General features: G+C 55.1%; 23 protein-coding genes and 1 tRNA gene. 13 read left to right on the forward strand and 11 right to left on the reverse strand.

Annotation, left to right across the window (positions count from 1 at the left end; genetic code table 11):
* Positions 1-2,419 (reverse strand): DEAD/DEAH box helicase (locus VNL73_11405; protein ID HXF50014.1); only part of this gene is annotated, 2,419 nt, incomplete at its 3' end.
* A gap of 194 nt (positions 2,420-2,613) precedes the next feature.
* On the opposite strand from VNL73_11405, the gene VNL73_11410 reads away from it, so the two are divergent.
* The 9 genes from VNL73_11410 (at position 2,614) to VNL73_11450 (ending at position 8,289) form a co-directional block, all read left to right on the forward strand.
* Positions 2,614-3,138: a thioredoxin family protein gene (locus VNL73_11410; GenBank protein ID HXF50015.1), complete on the forward strand. Its 525-nt coding sequence runs from the start codon at positions 2,614-2,616 to the stop codon at positions 3,136-3,138.
* Between the two features lies 1 nt (position 3,139).
* Positions 3,140-3,688, forward strand: a complete 549-nt coding sequence (locus VNL73_11415; GenBank protein HXF50016.1) for a GyrI-like domain-containing protein — start codon at positions 3,140-3,142, stop codon at positions 3,686-3,688.
* Positions 3,685-4,038: a hypothetical protein gene (locus tag VNL73_11420; GenBank protein ID HXF50017.1), complete on the forward strand. Its 354-nt coding sequence runs from the start codon at positions 3,685-3,687 to the stop codon at positions 4,036-4,038. The genes VNL73_11415 and VNL73_11420 overlap by 4 nt, the downstream gene beginning before the upstream one ends.
* Positions 4,035-5,489, forward strand: a complete 1,455-nt coding sequence (gltX, locus tag VNL73_11425; protein ID HXF50018.1) for a glutamate--tRNA ligase — start codon at positions 4,035-4,037, stop codon at positions 5,487-5,489. The genes VNL73_11420 and gltX overlap by 4 nt, the downstream gene beginning before the upstream one ends.
* Before the next feature lie 76 nt (positions 5,490-5,565).
* Positions 5,566-5,639: transfer RNA gene (locus tag VNL73_11430), tRNA-Gln, on the forward strand.
* A gap of 34 nt (positions 5,640-5,673) precedes the next feature.
* On the forward strand, positions 5,674-6,267 hold the full coding sequence (locus tag VNL73_11435) for a pseudouridine synthase (protein HXF50019.1): 594 nt from the start codon (positions 5,674-5,676) through the stop codon (positions 6,265-6,267).
* Between the two features lie 41 nt (positions 6,268-6,308).
* A complete protein-coding gene (locus tag VNL73_11440; GenBank protein ID HXF50020.1) occupies positions 6,309-6,764 on the forward strand; it encodes a DUF1801 domain-containing protein in 456 nt (151 codons plus the stop codon).
* Positions 6,761-7,339: a YdeI/OmpD-associated family protein gene (locus tag VNL73_11445; protein ID HXF50021.1), complete on the forward strand. Its 579-nt coding sequence runs from the start codon at positions 6,761-6,763 to the stop codon at positions 7,337-7,339. Before VNL73_11440 ends, VNL73_11445 begins: the two co-directional genes overlap by 4 nt.
* Positions 7,339-8,289: an aldo/keto reductase gene (locus VNL73_11450; GenBank protein HXF50022.1), complete on the forward strand. Its 951-nt coding sequence runs from the start codon at positions 7,339-7,341 to the stop codon at positions 8,287-8,289. The genes VNL73_11445 and VNL73_11450 overlap by 1 nt, the downstream gene beginning before the upstream one ends.
* Positions 8,290-8,299: 10 nt before the next feature.
* On the opposite strand, the gene VNL73_11455 is transcribed toward VNL73_11450, so the two are convergent.
* Positions 8,300-8,911, reverse strand: coding sequence for a hypothetical protein (locus VNL73_11455; protein ID HXF50023.1), 612 nt, complete (start codon positions 8,909-8,911; stop codon positions 8,300-8,302).
* Positions 8,912-9,045: 134 nt separating this feature from the next.
* On the opposite strand from VNL73_11455, the gene VNL73_11460 reads away from it, so the two are divergent.
* Positions 9,046-9,360, forward strand: coding sequence for a hypothetical protein (locus tag VNL73_11460; protein ID HXF50024.1), 315 nt, complete (start codon positions 9,046-9,048; stop codon positions 9,358-9,360).
* An 84-nt stretch (positions 9,361-9,444) separates the two neighbouring features.
* On the opposite strand, the gene VNL73_11465 is transcribed toward VNL73_11460, so the two are convergent.
* From VNL73_11465 to VNL73_11495, 7 genes are all read right to left on the reverse strand, one after another.
* Positions 9,445-10,011, reverse strand: coding sequence for a hypothetical protein (locus tag VNL73_11465; GenBank protein HXF50025.1), 567 nt, complete (start codon positions 10,009-10,011; stop codon positions 9,445-9,447).
* Positions 10,012-10,130: 119 nt separating this feature from the next.
* Entirely contained in the window at positions 10,131-10,304 is a 174-nt protein-coding gene (locus VNL73_11470) for a hypothetical protein (GenBank protein HXF50026.1), read from the reverse strand.
* A 28-nt stretch (positions 10,305-10,332) separates the two neighbouring features.
* On the reverse strand, positions 10,333-10,602 hold the full coding sequence (locus VNL73_11475) for a hypothetical protein (GenBank protein ID HXF50027.1): 270 nt from the start codon (positions 10,600-10,602) through the stop codon (positions 10,333-10,335).
* Between the two features lie 239 nt (positions 10,603-10,841).
* Positions 10,842-11,663 carry a hypothetical protein gene (locus VNL73_11480; protein HXF50028.1) on the reverse strand — a complete coding sequence of 274 codons (822 nt, stop codon included), beginning with the start codon at positions 11,661-11,663 and terminating at the stop codon, positions 10,842-10,844.
* A gap of 133 nt (positions 11,664-11,796) precedes the next feature.
* Positions 11,797-12,072, reverse strand: a complete 276-nt coding sequence (locus VNL73_11485) for a hypothetical protein (protein HXF50029.1) — start codon at positions 12,070-12,072, stop codon at positions 11,797-11,799.
* A 21-nt stretch (positions 12,073-12,093) separates the two neighbouring features.
* Positions 12,094-12,846: an SDR family oxidoreductase gene (locus VNL73_11490; protein HXF50030.1), complete on the reverse strand. Its 753-nt coding sequence runs from the start codon at positions 12,844-12,846 to the stop codon at positions 12,094-12,096.
* Positions 12,847-12,882: 36 nt separating this feature from the next.
* A complete protein-coding gene (locus VNL73_11495) occupies positions 12,883-14,115 on the reverse strand; it encodes an NAD(P)/FAD-dependent oxidoreductase (protein HXF50031.1) in 1,233 nt (410 codons plus the stop codon).
* A gap of 99 nt (positions 14,116-14,214) precedes the next feature.
* On the opposite strand from VNL73_11495, the gene VNL73_11500 reads away from it, so the two are divergent.
* From VNL73_11500 to VNL73_11510, 3 genes are all read left to right on the forward strand, one after another.
* Complete coding sequence (locus VNL73_11500; GenBank protein HXF50032.1) at positions 14,215-16,035, forward strand: hypothetical protein; 1,821 nt, start codon at positions 14,215-14,217, stop codon at positions 16,033-16,035.
* Between the two features lie 104 nt (positions 16,036-16,139).
* On the forward strand, positions 16,140-16,508 hold the full coding sequence (locus tag VNL73_11505) for a hypothetical protein (protein HXF50033.1): 369 nt from the start codon (positions 16,140-16,142) through the stop codon (positions 16,506-16,508).
* Positions 16,509-16,608: 100 nt separating this feature from the next.
* Complete coding sequence (locus VNL73_11510; protein HXF50034.1) at positions 16,609-17,805, forward strand: hypothetical protein; 1,197 nt, start codon at positions 16,609-16,611, stop codon at positions 17,803-17,805.
* A gap of 67 nt (positions 17,806-17,872) precedes the next feature.
* Here VNL73_11510 and VNL73_11515 read toward each other — a convergent pair whose 3' ends face one another.
* Entirely contained in the window at positions 17,873-20,470 is a 2,598-nt protein-coding gene (locus VNL73_11515; GenBank protein HXF50035.1) for a VCBS repeat-containing protein, read from the reverse strand.
* Between the two features lie 302 nt (positions 20,471-20,772).
* A complete protein-coding gene (locus VNL73_11520; GenBank protein ID HXF50036.1) occupies positions 20,773-21,669 on the reverse strand; it encodes a M28 family peptidase in 897 nt (298 codons plus the stop codon).
* Positions 21,670-21,674: the final 5 nt, after the last annotated feature.

The raw sequence follows: 21,674 nt of genomic DNA on the forward strand, positions 1-21,674 counted from the left end.
TCTTCAAACGGTGGATAAACCGCCCCTGCCCTTCCCGCCGCTCGATTTCGTAGATGGAAACCCATCCCTCCGGCGCGGTGAAGCGCCCGCGCGCCAAGCAGAAAAGGTAGTAGAACAGCTTGGCGGGCAGGAAAATTTTGACGTCGTGCACCACGGCCAGAAAGCGGTTTTTCTCTTCGGCCCCGTCCAGATAAACGGAATAGGAGCGCTTTTCCTCGGGAGGCCGGAGGAAAACCAGCTTTTGCCTTGGCTTTACCCCCAAAAGGCGGGCTTTTTGAAATACCGCCGCGCCGGTCTCGGCGCCGAAAAGCTCGGCCAGCTTTTCCGGCCCCAATGCCGCCACATCCTCTGCGGCGGCAAAACCGAAATCCAGAAAGTGGTGAAACTGGTCGCGAAACAGAAATTCGGAAAAGGCAAGCGCCAAATCCCGCAGGCGAGCCGGAAGCCCAAAGCGGGCCTCGAACGCCATCCCATCCAGTCGCGCCTCCCAGTCGGCGGGGAGCGCCAGAAAACGGGCCAAATCCCGCGTGGTTTCCAAAACCCAGGAACTCCCCTCCGCCCAGAGGAGCAAATCCCCCGCCCCGGAGCGGTATTTCGCCTCGATTTCCCGCAGGGGAATTTTCGATTTCCAATCCTCAAAGAGGGACAGGAAAAACAGCGTGCGGGCCGGAAAAGCCAACCCCGCGGAAATGGAACCGGAGGCCGCCTCCTCCCAATTGCCCAACTCGGTGGAAACCGGCGCCCGGCCGGTGGAGGGCATTCGATAGTTCCCCTTTAAAGCTGCAAACCGCCCGGCCACATCGGAGAGTTCGTCCAAAGAGTAAATCAAGTCAAACAGCCGGTCGGCGGAAAGCCCGGAGGCGGTGCTCAAAAAATCGTACAGGAGGCAGTAACTCTCCACCGAAAATCCCGAAGAGGCCGCCAGTTTGCCGAGAGGAGTGGAAAATAACTTTCCCCGCTGGTTTTTCAGGAAGCCGACTGTTTCCAGCTCGGCCAGAATTTCGGAAAGCCGTTCTTCCTCCAGACGGCTTTTCGGTTTTTTGAGATAGGTTTTTGAAATTTCATCCGCCGCGGAGACCGCGCCGGAGCTGACCAAGTCCAAAACGAGTTCCGGCGTGCACTCGGAGACGGGAAGTTCCGCCGAGCGCTGTCCCCGCAAAACGTAGCGCTGCCAGAAAAGCTCCTTTTCCAAAGGGGACCGGGCGATCAATATTGCCTTCCCTTCTTTTTCCAGCCCCAGCCGCCCGGCCCGCCCGGCCATGTTTTCGTACTCCATCAAGGAAATCGGCTGGGAAACCCATTCGCCGGAAGCAGGGCCTTTTTCAAATTTCTCGGAATCGACAAAAACGGTGCCGGCGGGCAGATTAACCCCCCAGGCGAGTGTCGAAGTGGCCACAACCACCCGGATTTCTCCGGAGCGGAACGCCTCTTCCACCGCCCGGCGCAGGGGGAAGAGCAAATCGGCGTGGTGGAAGGCCACGCCCCCTTCCAAAACCCGCCAGAGCCGCTCGGCGGAGTTGGAGAAAAGTCCCGTTTTGATTTTTTCCTTGGCAGCGGAGGCGGGCGGCAACCCGAGCCGTCCGGCAAGCCGCAAGGCCAGCTCTTCGCATTCCTTTTTGCTTTTGCGGAAGACCAAAATCTGCTCCCCTTCCGCCGTTTTTTTCTCGATGGATTTCAGCCAGAGCTCCTCTTCGGAAAGCTCCAAAACCTCCGGCCACCCCTCCTCCTGTTCCTCGCTGCCGGAATAGAACTTCAGCCGCCCCTCGGCCAAAACGCCCCGCTTGAGCGGCACGGGGCGGTGCACATCCTCGACGTATTGGCAGGAAAGCCAGCGGGCCAGTTCGGAGAAGTTGGCGACTCCGGCGGACAAGACGACAAGCTGCGGCCTTTTCGGATAGGCCAAAAATTTGAAAAATATCCTTTCCAGCACTTTTCCCCGTTCAGGGTCGAGTAAAAGCTGCCCTTCGTCCACGACGAGCAGACCCAAAGTCGAGAGAATATCCAGTTTGCGCACCAAAAGTTGATTCAGTTTTTCGTAAATGACCACCGCCAAATCGAAATCCCCGCCTGCAAGAAGCGCATCGGACTGCGGATGGTCGCGGGTGGACAAAAGAACGCGCACGCCCAAATCGGCGTACCGTTTTTTGAAGGTAGCGACTTTTTCTTCCGCCAGCGCTTTCAAGGGCACGGCAAAAATCGTCTTTTTCCGTTCTTCGACGGCCTTCAAAAAAGCCAGCTCAGCCAAAAAGGTCTTTCCGGCGGAAGGGGGGGCCGAAATCCAAAGCGACTTCCCGCCAAAAAGCCCCTCCTCCAGTACCACGCGGGATTGCAGGGGCAAAAGATTCTCCCCCTGCGCCAACTTGACCCGCTCCAAGAATTGGGGCAATAGCCCATAACGCGACAGATCGGAGAGTTTCATACTGAAGGGAATATAAAAAAATTCCCCAACCCTGTCATCCGAACAGAAAGAGACCAGGACGGATAAATCTCCGGAATTATTCGAAAAGCCCCTTACGGGCCAGCCCTCTTTCCCTTCGAGGATAAAGGCAAGGATGCCAGACCAGCGGCCACTTTCCTCTTCCAAAACACCCCGAATGTATTAGATTGTTGGTTGTGAGACGCGCCGTCGTTGTGATACTGGGGGTATTTATTTTGACCCTCGCTTGCGGCAAAAAGGAACAGAAGGCCGAAAAAGTGTATCCCAAAAACTACCGGGAGATTTTGGCGGCCTCCGACGTGATAGAAATTCACGGCGAGACGGCGGATACGACGAAATTGAAGGACGACCGCACTGTGCTGGACAATCTGGACTACATTTTGGCCAACAACACAAGAGTGGCGGTCAACTTCGGCGCCTACTGGTGCAAGGACTGCTACAAGTTCGACCCGTATTTTCGGGAAACCGCCGCCCGGCCGGAATACGGCGACGTGGTTTTTGCCTACGCCGAGGTGGATGGAACCCGGGGGAACGAAAATTTCCGCGACCGTTTCGCCCTTCCCGGCGTGCCCGTTGTGATGCTTTTTGAAAACGGGCAAGTGGTCGAAAAGAACGGCCAGCGGGGGATCCTCTTCGGCCAAAACGGGGACAAAACCCGGGAAGATTTGGAGAATTTGCTGAAAACCTTTTTTGGAAGCTGACATGTTCGGACTTTTCCCTTTTCTTCTTTTTTTGCAGATGCTATCCCCGGAACCGGGGGAGGACACCGCCGGGGGGGGGACGCTCCGTTTCGTCCAGCCGGTTTTTAAAAACGTCCCGCCGCAGGTCTTCATTTTCAAGCCGGGGGCGGGGCCGTACGACAGCGTGGCCAACGAATTTGACGATCTGATAAAATATATGGCGGAACACCGAATCCCCGGGCAGCTGGCGGCGGTTTTTTACGACGACCCGGCCAAAGTCCCGGCCGAATCGCTCCGCTGGGAGGCGGGGGTGATTACCAACCAGCCCCCGCTCCACACCGAACCGTACACGCAGAAAATCATCTCCGGTCGCCGGGCCGCCAGCTTGATTGTGGACGGCTTGCCGGGGCAGAACCATTCCCGATACGCCGGAATGCAGGGGTTCATCCGCCAGCGCCGCCATATTTTCAAGCCGCCCGCGATGGAGATTCTGCTCCAGCCGCAAACCGAGGCCGCCGGCCCGAAAACGGAAATTTTGCTGCCCGTGCAGCAGCTAAGGAGGGGAAAATGAAATGGGAATTGAAACGAATCGATCTGGCCTCGCTCGCGAAGGTGGCTCTTTTCCTGAACGCCACCCTCGGATTCATCATCGGCATCCCGATCGGCTTTTTCATCTACCTCGGCTCAATGCTGCCCGGGATGGAGGAAAATCCGATCCCGCAGGGGCTGGCGCTTTTCTTCCCCTTCATTTTGATGTTCGTCTACGGCATCATCAACACCATCACCGCCGTTCTGGCCGGGCTTTTCTATAATTTGGTCGGCCATCTTTTCGGCGGCCTGGAAATGGAATTGAAGGAGGTTGCGCCCAAAACGACTTCTTCGATGACTTCTTCCGGCCCGATGGACCTTTCCTCCCTATGAGCGATGTCCGCGTCCGCATCGCCCCCTCCCCTTCCGGCTTTCTGCACGTCGGCACGGCCCGAACGGCGGTGTACAATTTCCTTTTCGCCCGGCACCACGGCGGAAAATTCATTTTGCGGATCGAGGATACCGACACGGCCAGAAGCTCGGAAGAAATGGTTTCCGTGATTCTGGAAGGGTTGAAGTGGCTGGGGCTGGACTGGGACGAGGGGCCGATTTTCCAATCCCAGCGCAATGAACTGTACAAAGAATGGGGGAAAAAACTCTCGGAAAGCGGGCAGGCCTATTGGTGTTTCTGCACGCCGGAGGAGCTGGAGGAAAGGCGCCGCTCGGCGATGGCCCAAAAAATTGCCTGGAAATACGACCGGAAATGCTCAAAGCTAACCCCCGAGGAAGTGGAGGCGAACAAAAAAGCCGGCAAGGGGGCCGCCCTGCGTCTGAAAGTGCCGGAGGGGAAAACGAGCTTCAAGGATTTGGTCAGCGGGGAACTGGAACGGGAAAACGCCGACATCGAGGATATGGTCTGCCTCCGCTCGGACGGCCGCCCCACCTACAACTTCGCCGTGGTGGTGGATGATTACGACATGAAAATTTCCCACGTCATCCGCGGCAACGACCATATTTCCAACACCTTCAAGCAGATTCTGCTCTACCGCGCCTTAAACCTTCCCACACCGGAGTTCGCCCATTTGCCCTTGATTCTCGGGGCGGATAAAAAAAAGGTCTCCAAGCGGGAGGGGGCCGTCGCCGTCACCGATTACCGGGATTTGGGCTACTTTCCCGAAACGATGCTCAATTTTCTGGCTTTGCTTGGCTGGTCGCCGGGGGACGGCCGGGAGATTATGACCAAGGAGGAGCTCATCGCCGCTTTCACCATCGAGCGGGTGAACACCGCCAATCCGGTTTTCGACGAGCAGAAACTGGAATGGATGAACGGCGAGTACATCCGCCGATTCCCGGACGAGGAACTTTTGGAACGCGTCTTTCCATTCTTTGAAAAAGCCGGCTTGGTCAAGCCGGATATGAAAACGGCCCTGCGCGGCTATCTTCTAAAAGTCATCTCGCTTTTGAAGGAACGCTGCCGGCTTTTGACCGATTTTCCCGCTTTGGGCGACTATTTCTTCAAGGAGGAATTTGACTACGACCCGAAGGGAACCGAAAAGCAATTCGCCGACCCCAAAGCCGCCGACCGTTTGGCGAAAGTCATCAACGCCTGGCGAGAATTGGAACCCTTCACCAAGGGGACGACCGAGGACGCGCTCCGGGTTCTCTCCGAACGGGAGGGAGAAAAAGCGGCCGCCTTCATCCATCCCATCCGCCTGGCGATAACCGGCAAGACGATGGGCCCGGCCCTTTTTGACATCGTGGAAGCGCTCGGACGCGAACGGGTGCTTGCGCGTCTTTCCCGCGCCACGGCCTTCATCAAAACTCGCATCGCTTCCCCGGCGTAAGAAGCTTTTGCCCCCGTTCGACCGGAAGGGGCAATCCTTGACAACTTCCCTCCGTATTTTAACTTGGGATGCCCACTGGGAGATCGTCCAACGGTAGGACATATGGCTCTGGACCATAGAATCGGGGTTCGAATCCCTGTCTCCCAGCCAATTTTACAGTCCGCGGCCATTTGAGACGGTTTTGATGAAGTCCCGAACCCCAAGACCCAAATTCAAATCGGCGAAGCAATACATTCTTTTCAACAAACCCTACGCCGTTCTTTGCCAGTTTTCTCCGGAAGGGGAAAAACAGACGCTCAAAGATTTTCTTTCCCTTCCCAAAGACGTCTATCCCGTAGGGAGATTGGATTACGAAAGCGAGGGGCTTTTGCTTTTGACCAACGACACGGACATAAAAAACCAGCTCACCCATCCAAAATTCGGCCATCCAAAAACCTATCTAACGCAGGTCGAACGCCTTCCCGCCGAGGAAGCCCTCGATAAATTGCGCCGCGGGGTGATGATTGAGGGGGCCCCAACAAAACCGGCCGAGGTGGAACTGCTGAACGAAGAACCGGCCCTTCCGCCCCGCCCGGTTCCGATTCGGTTTAGAAAAAACATCCCTACGGCCTGGCTTAAAATCACCATACGGGAGGGGAGAAACCGGCAGGTCAGGAAAATGACCGCCGCCGTGGGCCACCCCACGCTCCGGCTGGTGCGCATCCGGATTGCCAATTTGGAAATGGGGGACCTGCAGCCGGGGGAGCAAAGAAAAGTGGAGCGAAAAGAGATTTTTTGATATTATCTTGATTCACCGGCTCGAAAAGGAGAAAAGAACCGATGCAAAGCAAAGCTAAAACCGTAAAGGAGTATTTGAACGAACTCCCGCCGGACAGGAAGGCGGCCATCTCCGCGGTGCGGGAGGTGATTTTGAAAAACCTGCCCAAAGGATGCGAAGAGACGATACAGTATGGAATGATTGGCTACGTCATCCCCCACCGGGTCTATCCCGCCGGCTATCACTGCGACCCGAAACAGCCGCTCCCCTTTATCTGCCTCGCCTCGCAGAAAAACCATATGGCCATATACCTGATGAACATCTATATGAACAAAGCCAGCGAGGATTGGTTCAAGAAAGCCTACAAGGCCGCGGGCAAAAAGCTGGATATGGGAAAATCCTGCATCCGCTTCAAAAAAGAGGAGGATTTGGCGTTGGATGTAATCGGCCAGGCGGTTGCCCGGCAGTCGGTGAAAGAGTACATCGCGCTCTACGAAAAAAACAAGCCCCGTAAATGACCGTCAAAAACAACTTTAAAATACATGCTTTCAAGACCGCCAAGGACTGGAAAAAATGGCTGGAAAAAAACCACGCCAAGTCGCTGGGCATCTGGCTCCGGTTTTTCAAAAAGGGTTCCGGAATTCCCTCGGTGACCTACGCCGAGGCGCTGGACGAGGCGCTCTGCTACGGCTGGATTGACAGCCAGCTCCAGAAATACGACGAGGTCTCCTACCTGCAAAAATTCACCCCCCGAAGGCCCAAAAGCCCCTGGTCGAAACGGAATATCGAGCATGTTGCCCGGCTGGAAAAAGAAGGGCGGATGCGGCCCGCCGGGAAACGGGAGGTGGAAGCCGCCCGTGCCGACGGCCGCTGGGAGGTGGCCTACGACTCCTCCGGCACGATGGAACTCCCCGCCGATTTTTTGAAAGAACTTTCCAAAAACAAAAAGGCCAAAGCGTTTTTTGAGAAATTGAACCGCGCGAACACCTATGCCATCGCCTGGCGACTGCAGACGGCCAAAAGACCGGAGACCCGAAAGCGGCGGATGAAAGCGCTGCTTGAAATGCTCAAGACAGGGAAAAAACTGCACTAATGCAAAAACGGAAACTGGGTAATTCCGGGCTGGAAATCACCCCTTTGATGTTCGGCGGCAACGTCTTTGGCTGGACGGCGGACGAGCCGACCTCCTTCAAACTGCTGGACGCCTTTGTGGATGCCGGGCTGAACGCCATCGACACGGCGGAGGGGTATTCCAACTGGCACCCCGGCAACAAGGGAGGGGAGTCCGAGACCATCATCGGCAAATGGCTGAAGAAAACGGGTAAGAGGGAGCGGGTGATTATCGCCACCAAGGTCGGCTGGTGGAACACGCCGGAGGACAACAAGGGATTGACCAAAGCCCGCATTTTGCAGTCAGCCGAGGATTCGCTGAAGCGTTTGCAAACCGATTACATCGACTTGTACCAGACCCACAAGGACGAACCCACCACCCCCATCGAGGAGCGGCTGGAGGCCTATCTAAAGCTTTTGTCCGAGGGAAAAATCCGCGCCATCGGCGCCTCCAATTACACCGCCGAGCGGCTTTCGCAAGCGTTGCGAATCAGCGGCGAGAAACATCTCCCCCGCTACGAGTCCCTCCAGCCCCTGTACAATCTTTTTTCCCGCGCGGAATTTGAATACGAGTTGCAGCCCCTTTGTTTGAAGGAAAACATCGGCGTGATTACCTACTCGTCGCTCGCGAGCGGCTTTCTTTCCGGCAAGTATCGTTCTGAGGCCGACCTGTCCAAAAGCTTGCGCGGTTACCGGGTGAAAAAATACCTGAACGACCGCGGTTTCCGCATTTTGGCCGCCGTCGAAAAGGTGGCGAAGGAGCATAAAACGACCACTGCCGCCGTCGCCTTGGCCTGGCTACAAACCCGTCCCGCCGTCACCGCCCCGATCGCCAGCGCCACTAATTTGGCGCAACTGGAGGAGCTGACCTCCTCTACCCGCTTGAAGCTGGACTCTGCCTCACTGAAACTTTTGAACGAAGCCAGCGATTAACGGAATTTGTTTAGCTTGATTTAAGGCGGCTTTTTTCGTCGATCAGTTTTTTGGCTTGGGTCAAATTGAGGCCGAACCGTTCCCGCGCCAGCTTGATGGCGTCAATCTTCTGCCCGGCCGCCACCAGCTCATCCACGCTGCTTTCAACCGTCACCGGGGAGCCCTTACCGAGCAGGGCGCAAATCCCCTCGGCAATTTGGGTCTCTTTCCGCAGATTGGACGTCCAGACGTTGGAAAGAGGGAGATCTCCCGCGGCGGTGGCCAGAACCACGCGGTAGCACTGCTGATTTTTCCCTTTCCTCCGCTCCGGGTCCGAAAGCGAGGCCAGGCGGACTTCCGTTATTTCGTCAAACCCCATCTCCCCCGTCCGGGTGCGGAAGAGGTTTTTCCGCCGCCAGAAAAGCCGTCGCTTCATCCCATCGAATTCGAAGCGGACGCTGTCCAAAATGGCCGCTATGCCCAAGGGGAGAAGAGCCACAAGGAGGCCAAAAAATATCCTCGTGAAACTTTTAGGGCCTTCCAAGACTATCCCTGCATTAACGGCGGCGACAAAGAAGATTAAAAGTAGGCGCACCGCGCCTGAACTCCGCACCAACAGGGAGCCGCCGGGCCGTTTTTGCATCTTCACCTTTCCTTTTTCGACCAATTCTCCCGGGGGCTTGAGGGCCGGCCCCTTCCCCTCAAGCCCCGGCCCCAAAAAGCCGATTATTCCCATAAAGAAGGGAATTTGGGCGAGTTGCCCTTAAGGAGGTTAAGATGAAAAAGATTCTGGTTTTGCTTTTGGCCCTGACGGCGGTTTTTGTCCTTACCGGCTCGAACGTCTCCGAGGCCAAGGCCAAAAAGGTGACCACGATGAAGTATTCCGGCGTGGTGCTTTGGGTCAATCCCATCCTGAACGTGATTGCCCTGAAGGGGAGCGAGGACGGGGATGTGCGCTTTAAAATCCACACCACCACCACGCTCAAGCGCAAGGGGAAGGTCGTTCACCTGTCGAAATTCCAGAAGGGGGACAAAGTGACCATCACCTACCGCGTGCAGAAAAACACCAAAATCGCCGCCGCGGTTTATTAAGTTTCCCCGGTTGCAGAATGGAAAATTAAAAGGGCAGGCCACGGCCTGCCCTTGTTTTTCTCTGATTTTTTAGCGGTTAAACGACTACATTCCCGAAGGCCACAGCCACCCAAACGTCCCGCCGGTCAAAAGCCCGTAAATCAGCCCGTCCAAAGTCATTTTGGCAGTGTAGCCCCAGGAGCGTTTGAACCAGATGGAAGCCGGCCAGGTCCCCACGGCGTAGCAGCAAAAAGCGGTGAACCCGGCAAAGCGGAAAACTTCGAGGTACTCCGCGCCCGGTTCCAAGGCCCGCCCGGCGACGTAAGCCGCAAAAATTCCAACCACGATGCAGTAGATGAACCACTGCACCAAACTGGGCCCCATTTTGAACACTTCGTTTGGATAGACGGTCAAAAACACCACCGGCCCCTGTTTCAGCTTTTCCATAAACGCCGGGTCTTTCATCTGCTTGGGGTCGTTGCAGCGGGGAATCATATACTCCCCCGGCGGAATGGCCAAAGGCCGCATCGCATCCCGCACCTTGTCTTCGTTTGGAACCGGGGGAAAGTCGTTCCGGTGCCACAGGGGAAGCATATGCACCATCCAGCTTGCCAGAAACACCAAAACCGTGGAAACAAGAATTGCCGCCCACAACTCCATTATGCCAACCATTAGGCCCAGAAGTTAAGCCCCGCCCAACTGCAGGTCAAGGAATTTTTTAAAAAAGTGATAACTGCTTGCCGGACAACAAAATCGGCCCAAAAATCCCCTCTTCGGGACCTTTCCATTCCCTATTTTCTAAAGATAAAGTAAAGCAGAATGGCCCCGGCCAAAAGCGCCCCCCCGCCCAGTGTATAGATTCCCCGATTCGTTAAGATGGCTATCAAGCTCGAGGCGTAGAAAATCAAAAAGGCCAGAGAAATTCCCCATTTCCAGAGCTTGTCCGGGACCTTAAATGCGGCCATCGATTTTGAAAGCCGGAAGAAACTGAACCTATTCTTTTTCCACCGGCTCCGCGGGTGCCTGCATCGCCCGGATTTTGTATTTTTCCAAAAGGATTTGCGCCGCCCGCTTTCCCGCTTCGCCGCCGCTGCGCCAGGACATCAACAAATCATCGATTTCCCCGCGGGATTGGGTCTTCCGCGAGGGCCGCCCCCGGCGGTCGGGCTGGTTGAAATGGGAATTTTCAGACAAGAGAACACCCCTTCCCGTTAGGTGAATTTCCGACTCGGAGGCCGGTCCCTTTGCGGTCCATTTTTGCAAACCTCCTGTCTTAAACTCGTAAAGCGGTTAACTTAAATCGTTGAGTTACAATAAATAATATAATCCAAAATACCCGGAAGTCAAGCTTAATCGAGGTTTATTTTGGGATATTTTCGCCCGAAAACCACCCGATTTGGGTTGGCAACCGCTTGCTGGATAACAAAATCCGTGGAAGACAGCATTCTTCTCCGTTTAAACTGGCTGGCTCCTTTCAGCGAGCCATCCGGCCTTTCAGCTTTTTATTCCAGCCTCTCCCAAATGTCGTGATCTCTCTTTTCGCCAAATCCGTAAATTTCGCCAACGCTGTTCAAAAACTGCTCCCAATGATTTGCAGACACGATAAACGTTGTGAGTTTTTCCGTACGAATTCGCTTTCCTTTGATTGAACGCAAGTGCTGGGGTAGAGGAAAATCATACGTGAGCCAACTTTTCTCTTCGAGAATCGCCTTATCCGTCGGCAGTAATGCTTCTGGAAGTATTACTTCCTGAGGATTATAGCTAACAGTATATAAATTGGCGGTGGTCACAATTATAGGCAAAAATATTGCCCCCTCAGGAGTGTCGAATCGATGCTTATGCACAATCAAGTCCCTCTGGCAGAAACCGTTGAGCTCTCTATGTACTTGCAGTAATGGTTTATAGATTTTTTCATCATTGTTTCTGTTAAGCTTGAATTTCTCATTGTACTCAAAACAGTTAACGCATTTATCATATTTGTCGGGAAAAGAATACCCTAATTTTTGGAACGTAAGGCGATTTTCAATATGAATCAAATCGTCTTTTTTGGCAAATTTCGTTATTGAAACAAATGACGATTCGTAAAGCCGAGAATACTCTGTGTGAGTATTTTTTAAAAAGACCCAGTGTTTGATTTCCGAACTGGCCTTTTTCGCCTCAATTATTAAAAAAATATTGTTTTTCATGAGAGGTGGAATGGGCACATTAAGGCGGGGTATCCGAACTGCTACAATGTCAATAGTTCCATCATGCTCGGGTATTGAATAGGGGACCTCTATTTCATAAACATAGGATTTATCCCCCCCATGATATGTGCTGCCCAATCCTGAAATGGATATCCAGTCGAATTCAGTAACTCTACTATGTTTTCTTTTTTTTCAACTTCAGCCATATTTGTGAAATAAAGGGATTTAAGACATTTGGAGCAAATGCAGTTACTAAAACGTCACAACTACTCTACCCCTCCCTCTTCCTCTTCGCCTTCGCCGGCGAAATATCGATGATGAGGGCGATGACAATGCCCACGATGGGGATGAAGGTCCACTCCCCGCCGTACCAGTGCTGAACGGCGACATACCAGAGCAGAGTGGTGGGCAAAAAGAAAAACCCCAAAACCGGCCAGAGCACGTTGTCAAAAACTCCCGTGAACCAGTCGGAAAAAATCCAGAGCAAAATCACCACCACGCGGGGGAAAAAGAAAGCGAGCAACGCCAAAAAACATCCGCAGCCCATTTTATCTCCTTGCGCCCCGCCTCAATACGAAACCCCGGGCGCCATTCCAAGATACGTATCCTCCGTCAATTGGTTCAGCATAAAATCCGCCGTATCCGAGCGGGAAACGCGCACCGTCCAGAGGTAATTGCCGACGTTTGCGCCGTGGCGATAACGTCCCCGCTTTTCCCCATTGGTCAACCGCCCCGGCCGCACAATCACCCACTCCAGCCGGCTTTCCGCAATCAGCCGCTCCTGTCTTGTTTTGTCCCAAAAATAAAACGGAACCACCAGCGGAATGACGAGGAAGGTGTAATAAATCCCCAAAAATCCGGCGCTGTCCCCGATGCCGAGGGAGGTCTGGCAGACAAACCGCCGAACCCCCTCTGCCTCCATCGCACGGATGATATTTTTCGTCCCTTCGGAAAGAATGCGGGAAGGGCCGAAGTATCGCTTGTGCCCGAGGGCGGAAACCACCGCCTCTTGCCCGTGGACGGCGGATTCGACGGCGGCGTAGGCCAAAACATCCCCCTGCTGGATTTTCAAATTCGGGTGTTCAATACCAAGCTTGACGGGATTCCGGACGAGAGCCGTGACTTCATATCCCCGTTCGAGCGCTTGCGCGACGAGCTTCCGTCCCGTCCCGCCGGTGGCTCCGATGATTAAAATTTTCTTGGGGGCCGAACGCTTCTCCCCCGTTTTTCTTGTGGACGAACTCTGCGACCGAAATCCCTTGAGCGCCAGCCCAATCGACAGCGCGAGGGAATAAAGAAACCAAATAAAAAGAATTCTCATATCTCCTTCAAGAAGGTAGCGTATATCTCTTGAAAATCAAACCTGCCCCGCCATATTCGCCCCCGCCAGCCATCCGGCGGTCCAGGCGGATTGAAAGTTGAACCCTCCGGTGATTCCGTCGATATCCAGAATCTCCCCGGCAAGATATAGCCCGGGGCAAACCCGGCTCTGCATCGTTTTGAAATCCACCTCCTTCAGGGAAACCCCGCCGGCGGTCACAAATTCTTCCTTGAAAATTCCCTTTCCGGAAACGACAAAGCGCGCCGTGGTTAGCTCGGCCAAAAGCGCGTTCATCTGCTTTTTGGAAACGTTCGTCCAGGTGGTCTCCTCCGGAATTCCGGCCGAGTGGACGAGCCGCCCCCAGTATCTTGCCGGTATTGAAAAAAGTTTTTCGGAGCCGACCCGCTTTTTTCCGTTTTGCAGTTTGAAATCCGCCAGCCTCTTTGAAATTTCCTCGGTGTTTAAATCCGGCAGAAAATTGACCACAAGCGTCGCCTGATAATTGCACGCCTGCAAAACCCGCGCCCCCCAGGCCGAAAGTTTCAAAACCGCCGGCCCGGAAAGTCCCCAATGGGTGATAAGCAAAGGCCCCATCTGCTCCAAACTTTCTCCTTGACCGTCCGATAAAGTGAGATGAACCCTTTCAAAGCTGATTCCGGCAAGTCCCGCGATGCGCTCATCCTTGATGTTGAAGGTGAAAAGCGACGGCACGCAGGGGATGATGGTATGCCCCAGCGTCGCGGCAAAGCGATGCCCCGCCGGGCTTCCCCCCGTGGCCAGAAGGACCCGGTCGAATTTTTCCTTCGAACCATTTCCCATCCCAATTTCAAACTCCGGCCTGTCCGCTCCGATTGCAACAATGCTTTTCACTTTACTGTTGAGCCGTAGTTGAACCCCCCGTTTTTTCGCGGCGGAAACAAGGCAATCGACGACTGTTTCGGATTTATCCGTGATGGGAAACATCCGCCCGTCCGCCTCCGTTTTCAGCCTCACCCCCTCTTTTTCAAACCATTCTACCGTCTCTTTCGGGCCGAAGCGGGTGAACGGCCCCAAAAGCTCTTTGGCTCCCCTCGGATATCCCCGGACCAATTCCGTCGGCTCAAAGCAGTGGTGGGTCACGTTGCACCGTCCCCCGCCGGAGATTTTCACTTTCCGCAGCGGCTTTCCCGCCGCCTCAAAGAGGGTGGCTTTTGCGGAAGGATTATGGGTGACGGCCGAAATCGCCCCAAAAAATCCCGCCGCCCCGCCTCCGATGATGGCTAACCGCATTTTTGACGAACCTTCATATCCCCGTAGTATGAACGCTTTCCACCCGATCGACAAGCGGCTTGTTGAGTTTTTCTCTTGAACACGCATATTGGCCCTTCCATGGGCCTGTCCAAAAAAATCTATCTCGGCCTGGCCGCCTGCGCGGCGCTCTTTTTGTATCAAATCCTCTCCTTCAACGTTCTGCAGGACGACGCCTTCATCTCCTTCCGTTACGTTCAAAATCTTTTGAACGGTCACGGCCTCGTTTTCAACGTGGGTGCGAGAGTGGAGGGGTACACCAACTTTTTCTGGATAATCCTTATGGCTCTGCTGTCCAAAATCGGCCTGCCGCTTGTCGAAACGGCAAGAGTGGGGGGCGCGCTTGCCGCCTTTGCCGTCATCGGGCTCTCCCTCCATACGGCGGAAAAGTATTATCCCAAGCGCGGTTCCGTCTGGATTCTGGCCGTCCCGCTTTTGCTTGCCGCCAACGGCTCCAATGCCTTCTGGGCCGCCGCCGGTCTGGAAACCGGCCTTTTTGCCCTGCTCGCCGCCCTCGCCGGAATTTTTTATTTGGCCAGCCCTGGCCTTTCGCTCTTGTTTGTAACGCTCGCCGCCCTCACCCGTCCCGAAGGGGCTCTTTTGGCTTTTCTATTCGGCGTTGCCGGAATTGCTTTACGGGAAAGAAGTGTCAAGCAAACCTTGGGCTGGTGGGCTCTTTTGGCCCTCGCTTTGATTCCCTACGCGGTCTTTAAATGGTTTTATTTCGGCTCCCTTTTCCCCAGCCCCTTTTTCGCCAAGACCGGTTTTTCCGTCGAGTACTGGAAAAGCGGCCTCGAGTACTTTTTCATATTTTTGCGCCGCTACGCCCTGTATGGCGCGGCCTTGCTATTGCCCGTTCTTTTCTGGAAAATCCTTCATCCTTTTTCCCGCTTCTCGTTTCTTGTATTCGCCGGCTACACGCTCTACATCATTTCCGTCGGCGGGGATGTGCTCTACGCCGGGCGCTTTTTCGTCCCGGCCCTTTTTTTCTTTTATTTCCCGCTGGCGGACGCGGTGTACCGCCTGTCTGAATTTCTTCCCCTCTCCAAAAAATTGTCCTTCGGGATAATGACGCTGGTCCTTGCCGCCTGCACCTATTTTGTCCCGCTCGGCAACCTCCAAACCTCCGCGGCGGGGGAACGGGGCTTGATTGCCCGGATGAGCGGCTTTGGCCGCTTTTTTGCGCAGGATGAAAAAGCCAAAAGTTTCTCCCTCTCCTCCATCGGCGCCTTTTCCTACTACGTGGGGGAAAAACCGGTTTACGACATGCTCGGGCTGACCGAGCCGGAGGTGGCCAGAAACCCGGAGGAAATCGAAGGGCTGGTCTCCACTTGGAAGGAAAAACGTTTCAACGCCAGCTACATCCTTTCCAAAAAACCGGACGTAATCTTCTTCCCCACCCGCTTCAAGCCGGCCTCTCCCGCCGAAAAGGCCCTGCTTCTCTACCCCGCCTTCCGCCAAAACTACCGGCTGGAAATCTTCTTCGGCGGCGTTTTGCTTCCCTACTACTATCGCTTTCAGGACCGCCCGGTGCCAAACGCCCGTGATCAATTCCCGGCTTTCGTCGAGCTTTTCAACCAAAGCGTCGATGCACTGGAAGCCAGGCAATTCCCCGCCGCGCTGGACGGACTGAAGCGGATTTTGGCCCAGGGGCCGAACGATTTCCCCGTTCTTTATATGTTGACCGGCTACGCCCATCACGCCCTTGGACAGCCGGACTCGGCGGAAGCGTATTTGAAAAAGGCGCTGGAACTGGATGGCGGCGGCTCCTTTTCCCGTTTCTACTACCGCAACTTCCTTTACAACGAGGGGCGCTTTGCCGAAGCCCGCTTCCAGGATTCCCTACTTTTGGAGTCCCTCCCCGGCGCCTCCCTCTTTCTTTCCCCTATTTCCGGCCAGTAGCGGCCGACCTTGGAAGCCCCGATTCCAAATCCGGCACGCCGTTTGATTGCATATTTAACGACGAAATGTTATTATTGGATAGAATTTATGAACAGGGAGCCCCGATGACCAAAAAACCGCTTCTGCTTTGCGCCGTTTTTCTGCTTCTTTCCTCCGCCGTTTGGGCCGGGGAGGAAACCGCCTTTGAACCCAACCTCCCCCAAAACCCCACCTTGCAGAACCTCCTCCCCATGCAGCCGATGCTGGACTGCACCTCCAATTATATGCGGGGGGATTTTAACATAAACGAGTTTTTAGACCTCGACGATGTCGTGGTGATGCTAAACTGCGTATTTGCCGATCCGCGCGGCCGGCTCTGTTTGCCCTGTATCGTCGATATGAACTGCGATAATTTTCCCACCCCGGTGGATGTGATCCTGCTTTTGCGGTTCGTTTGGGAACCCCCGATTTTCGAAATCAAATGCCCCGATTGACGGCCCAAAATTCGTTTCCAAAAACCGCTTGACGAAGGCCCCCCTTTTGTGCATTTTTTGAGTTTAGGCGTTGAATCGGAAGTAGGTTAGAAAGGAAAATATGCGGCAGGTTTTTCGACTTTTGGCCATCGCAGCGGCCGGCTTTTTATTCGTGCAGTGCGGCAAGGACGGGAAAATCACAAACGGTGACGGCCCGGATTTGTACGGCCGTTCCGTAAAGCTGGAACCGGTCGATCTGCCCGAGCCCCCCGCCGGGATGGTGTATCAGGCCTGGCTTTTCCGTCTGGAAAAATCGGGCGCCACCTATTCCGCCAAGTATTATCCCTACCGCAAAATGGGGTGGGTTGGCTATCCCTACCGCTTCACCGACCCGACCACGGGGGCGGATATCGGCTACGTTTTCAAGGCCAGTCCGGACGACAGCAATCTTTTCACCCAAAATCTCACCACCTGGGTCCGTGCGGACACCATCGCCATGATTGTGGAGCAGGCCCTGCGGGGCCAAAGCGTGACGTTGACCGGGCAGATGGAAAACCTGAACCGGATGGCCGGCTTTCTTTTCTCCTTGGAGCCGGCGGGCGAAACCGGCCCGGACACCGCCACCCCCGCCCGTCCCTTTCTGGCCGCCTACAGCAACGATTCCGGCAAATTTGAAATGATTTACCCCTACAACTACCGCCATCCGGACTTTTTCGCGCAGTATTTTTTGGCCTCCCCCACGGATACGCTCTATCCCATAAGAACCGCCTGCAACTGCACGGATTCAAACCAGATTCGCAACGAAGCGCGCGGCATCTGGTTCGGCCTTTTGGATACCACCAAGTTCGACCGGAGCCGCCGGGAAATCGCCCAGCCGGACACGGTTCTGCGCAAGCTTGGCCGGGAGCTTATGCCCGGCTGGCAGTTCGAAAGCTGGGCCGAAAAAGGGGGACAGTTGGTAAGTTTGGGACAGTTTACCAAGGGGGACAGTTCCGATTTGGCCAATCCCTATGCTTTTATTGATGATTCCGTCTTCCTGGTACCCGGCGAAGATTTTCTAAACGGCGGCACACCATCCAATTTTTTACAAAACATCTTGGGAGCGCGGATAATGATTACGCTCGAACCGCTTCCCGACCCCGACCCCGCCCAGTTCCCGGTGATTCTGTTTCAGGATACCGTACCGTCAACCTTTACCCTTCCAGACCCGGTGACGGGGGAGCAGTTGGGAATCCTGCATCTCAACCGGGAGATGCTGAACCGCGCCCGCTTCTTTCCTAAAATAAAGATTACCGTGATACCGGAACCCCGGCCGTAAAATTTCAAGACCAAAACAAAAAGCCCCTCTTCCGGAAGGAAGAGGGGCTTTTTTATCTCCTAATTCATCAGCAGGGGAAAGCCGAGGAGATGAACACCTTTTGCAAAAGCAGAATAATATCCACGGGCGAAAGGTCCCCGTCGCAGTTCACGTCCGAAAGAGCCGTGGTGCAAACCCCCGTCCCCATAAAGATGCAGTTGCACTGCTGGGCGATGTCCACCAGATTATAAACCCTGTCCCCGTTCAAATCTCCCCGAAGAGCCACCCCGGGAACAAATTCCTGGTTCAGAAGCACGGTAAAGGCCCCCTGCCCTGGAACGCTGACGCTGCGCTGATTGGTTATCGCCAAATCCAAATCCCCGTCCCCGTTAAAGTCCCCCACCGCCGCAAAACGCGGGTCTATCCCCGCGCCGAACCCTTGGGCGGCGGCAAAAGCGCCCGTGCCGTCGTTGGCAAAAAAGGAGATGGCGCTCCGGGCCTTATCCACGGTCACCAAGTCCACATCCCCGTCCAAGTCGAAATCGGCCGCCACGATGTGATTGGGGCCGGCGCCGGGAAGAAGCCGCTGGTGAAAGGCAAACGTGCCGGTTCCGCTGTTTCTGAATACCACCACCGCCGTGTCCTCCCGGGTGGCTGTGCCCGCCACGGCCACGGCCAAATCCCGGTCTCCATCCCCGTCCAAATCGGCGGCCACGAGCGAAGTGGGGGCGCTCCCCACCTGCAGGGCCGTCCGCACGGGAAATGCCCCGGCGCCGTCATTGAAAAGCAAACTCACCGAATCCAAAAAGTCATCGGTCCCCTGGTCGGCGGTTGCCAAGTCGATATCTCCGTCCCCATCCAAATCGGCGGGATAAACATATACCGGGCGCAATCCGACCGTAACATTCACCGGTGCCGCAAAGGTTGCATTTCCATTATTCTTAAGAATTGAAATAAAATTTGTCCCTTGGTTGGCCGTTATTAAATCGATGTCAGCATCCCCGTCCAGATTGGCCGCCGCAATCCAAAAGGGGGCAGTTCCGCCTCCAAGCAAATAGACTGTATCCACGGCAAAGCTGCCGGCGCCATTGTTTTTGTAAACAGCGACGTTGTTGCTGCCCATATTGGCCGTGGCAAAGTCCAAATCCAAATCTCCGTCCAAATCAGCCAGCACGATGCCGCGCGGTCCCGACCAGTTTTTCGAACCTCCCGGCGGAAAATACCAGTCCGAGCATGGCGGACAGGTGGGACTTGGAAAAGACCCAGACCCGCTGTTTCTATGAATGGTTATGTCGTGTATCCCCTGATTGGCGATGGCCAAATCAATATCCCCATCCCCATCCACATCCCCCCGGGCAATGCCGAAGGGAAGATTGCCCAGAACGTTAAGGTCCCCCGCCAAATACTCATTCCCCGCTTCAAAAGTGCCATCTCCTTTGTTCTTCAACACGGCAAACGAATTTCCGGGGTTGCTGGGGGGGGTGCCCAAACTCACCGCCGCCACGTCAAAATCCCCGTCTCCGTCGTAATCCCCGCCGCTCACCACCGAGGGGGGATTGTTGGGGGTTAAAAAGTCCACCTTGGGCGCAAAGGTGCCGTTGCCGTTGTTTTTCAGGACTGATATGGTTCCGCCGAGATAGTTGGCTGAAATTAGGTCTTTATCCCCATCTCCGTCCACGTCTTCTGCGGCAATCGATTGACATCCGAACCCTACCGTGTAGCGTGCAGGTTTGCTCAAGGCCGGAAGCGTATCAAACGTGCCGTTCTGCCGGTTTAGAAAAATCAAGACGACCGAACTCGCCGGTTGGATGGTGGCGGCATTGCAAGCCAGAGCCAAATCCAAAAACCCGTCGTTGTTGAAGTCCTCGGCCAAAATCTTGAACGGGTTCAGAGCTGTGTCCAAAGGATGGCCGGTACCCGAAGGACGGGCCACTTTGTACAAAACCCGGGCGCTGTCGTCAATTATCCCGTTCCCCTGGTTCTCAAACAAAACGAATCCGGCAAAACCGATATAGGGATCGGGAGGGGAAGGGCGGATAAACCCCACCGAAACGGCAAAATCGTTGTCCCCGTCGTTGTCCATGTCGAAAAGCTCGATGGAACGGGGCTCGGTCCCCACCACCTTGATGCTTTCCGCCGGATAAGCCGCCGAGCCGCGGTTTTTATAAATCGAAACGGTTCCCGAAGACCGATTGACGGCAAGAAGTTCCGGAAAGCCGTCTCCATCCAGAAACCCGGCCGTAACGTCGAATGTTTCACGCCCCGCCCGGCACTCGATGGGAAGTTCAAAACCGGTTCCTCCTCCCTTGTTGCGGAAGAAATTCACCCTCCCCGTGGCATCGTGGGCAGTCAGAATCTCCAAATCCCCGTCCCCATCCAAGTCAAACACGTCAATGGCGCGCACGGGGCCGGACCTTTGTGCGGGATAAAGCGTATGGCGGAGTGTAAAGAAACCCTGCCCGTCGTTTTCCATCGCGAGCACCGTCGGCTGTCCCGCCCGCCCCATTAAGTGCCCGATGACCAAATCCAAATCGCCGTCATTATCCATATCCCCCGATTGGACGGAAGTGGGGGCTTTGTCGATGCTGTAGGTTATCCAGCTGTCAAAAAGCTGCTGGGCGTTTGCGACTGCGGAAGCGAATAGAACGGCCAAAAATCCAAAAAAAATCGGTCTTGCGAACTTCATTGGGGACTGCTCCTTTTTCCGGTTAAGAAAATCCATTTTTTCGTTCCAAAACCTCCAATAAAACAAGCTTTCGCCCCCCCTGTCAAGCGTTAAAATCCGCCCGCCGACCCGCTTTCCAGTCCTTTGAATGCATTTTCCCGCTTTTAGTGAAACAAAAACCGTGCCGAATGGCTTTTCTCCGGCCTTGGGCCCAACCCCCCGCTCCCCAACGCCTTTCCCTTTGCGCTTGAAAACACCCCCTCCCCACCGGCGGATTTCCGCTGTTTTTCCTCCCAAAACGGCGGATTTTCCGCCCGGCGTCCCTATTCCTCCGGCTCGTAAAGAAGCGAAATTACAAGCCGCCCCACCTGCTCCAGACTTTTCGGACTGCAAACCTCCGGCCGGTCGGCCAGCGTGTGCCAGTGCGGAAAATCGAAATCAATCAAGTCGATGACAGGCAGCCCGATTTCCAAAAGCGGCAGATGATCGTCCATCACCGCGTGGCGCACCTGCGGCACGAACGCGGAAAGCCCCAGCTTCTGCGCGCGGGCAAAAACTTTTTGCACCACGGCTCCGGCAAAAAATGTGGAATACTCCTCCTGGTAAATGGTCAATCCGGAATCCCCCACCATATCCAGAAGAATGCCGAATTCGCAGTAGTATCCGCCGGCGTTTTTGGCGAAATGCCTGGAGCCCAGAAGATACTGTTCGGTCACTCCTTCCGGCCCGTAATCCTCTCCATCGAAAAAAACCAAATCCACCCCGATTCCGGGATCGCTTTTCGCCAGAAGTTCGGCGACTTGAAGCAAAACGGCAACACCGGAGCCGCCGTCGTTGGCCCCCAAAATGGGCCGGCGGTGCAGGGAGGAATCCGCCTCCCGGTCGGCGTACGGGCGGCTGTCCCAGTGCGTGCAGAGTAAAATCCGCTTCTTCCGCTCCGGCTGGAAGGCGGCGATGAAGTTGACCAGCTTCAGCGTGTCGTTCTTCAAACTGTCGTAGTAGATAAAGTTCTGCCGGGTGACCCGCAGGGGAAGTTTTTCCAGGCGCGAGGCGATGAATTCCGCCGCTTTACGGTGTCCATCGGAGCCGGGGTTGCGCGGTCCCGCCTCGCAGAAGTCGAGCAGAATCTGATACGCCTCCGTCCCGGAAAAAACGGGCACCCCCCCCGGCCCGCAGGCGGGAGCGGTGAAAAGAAAAAAGAAAAGGGCGGCCCGGCGCACCGCCC

Source organism: Verrucomicrobiia bacterium (genome assembly GCA_035574275.1).
Lineage (GTDB): Bacteria > Zixibacteria > MSB-5A5 > DSPP01 > DSPP01 > DSPP01.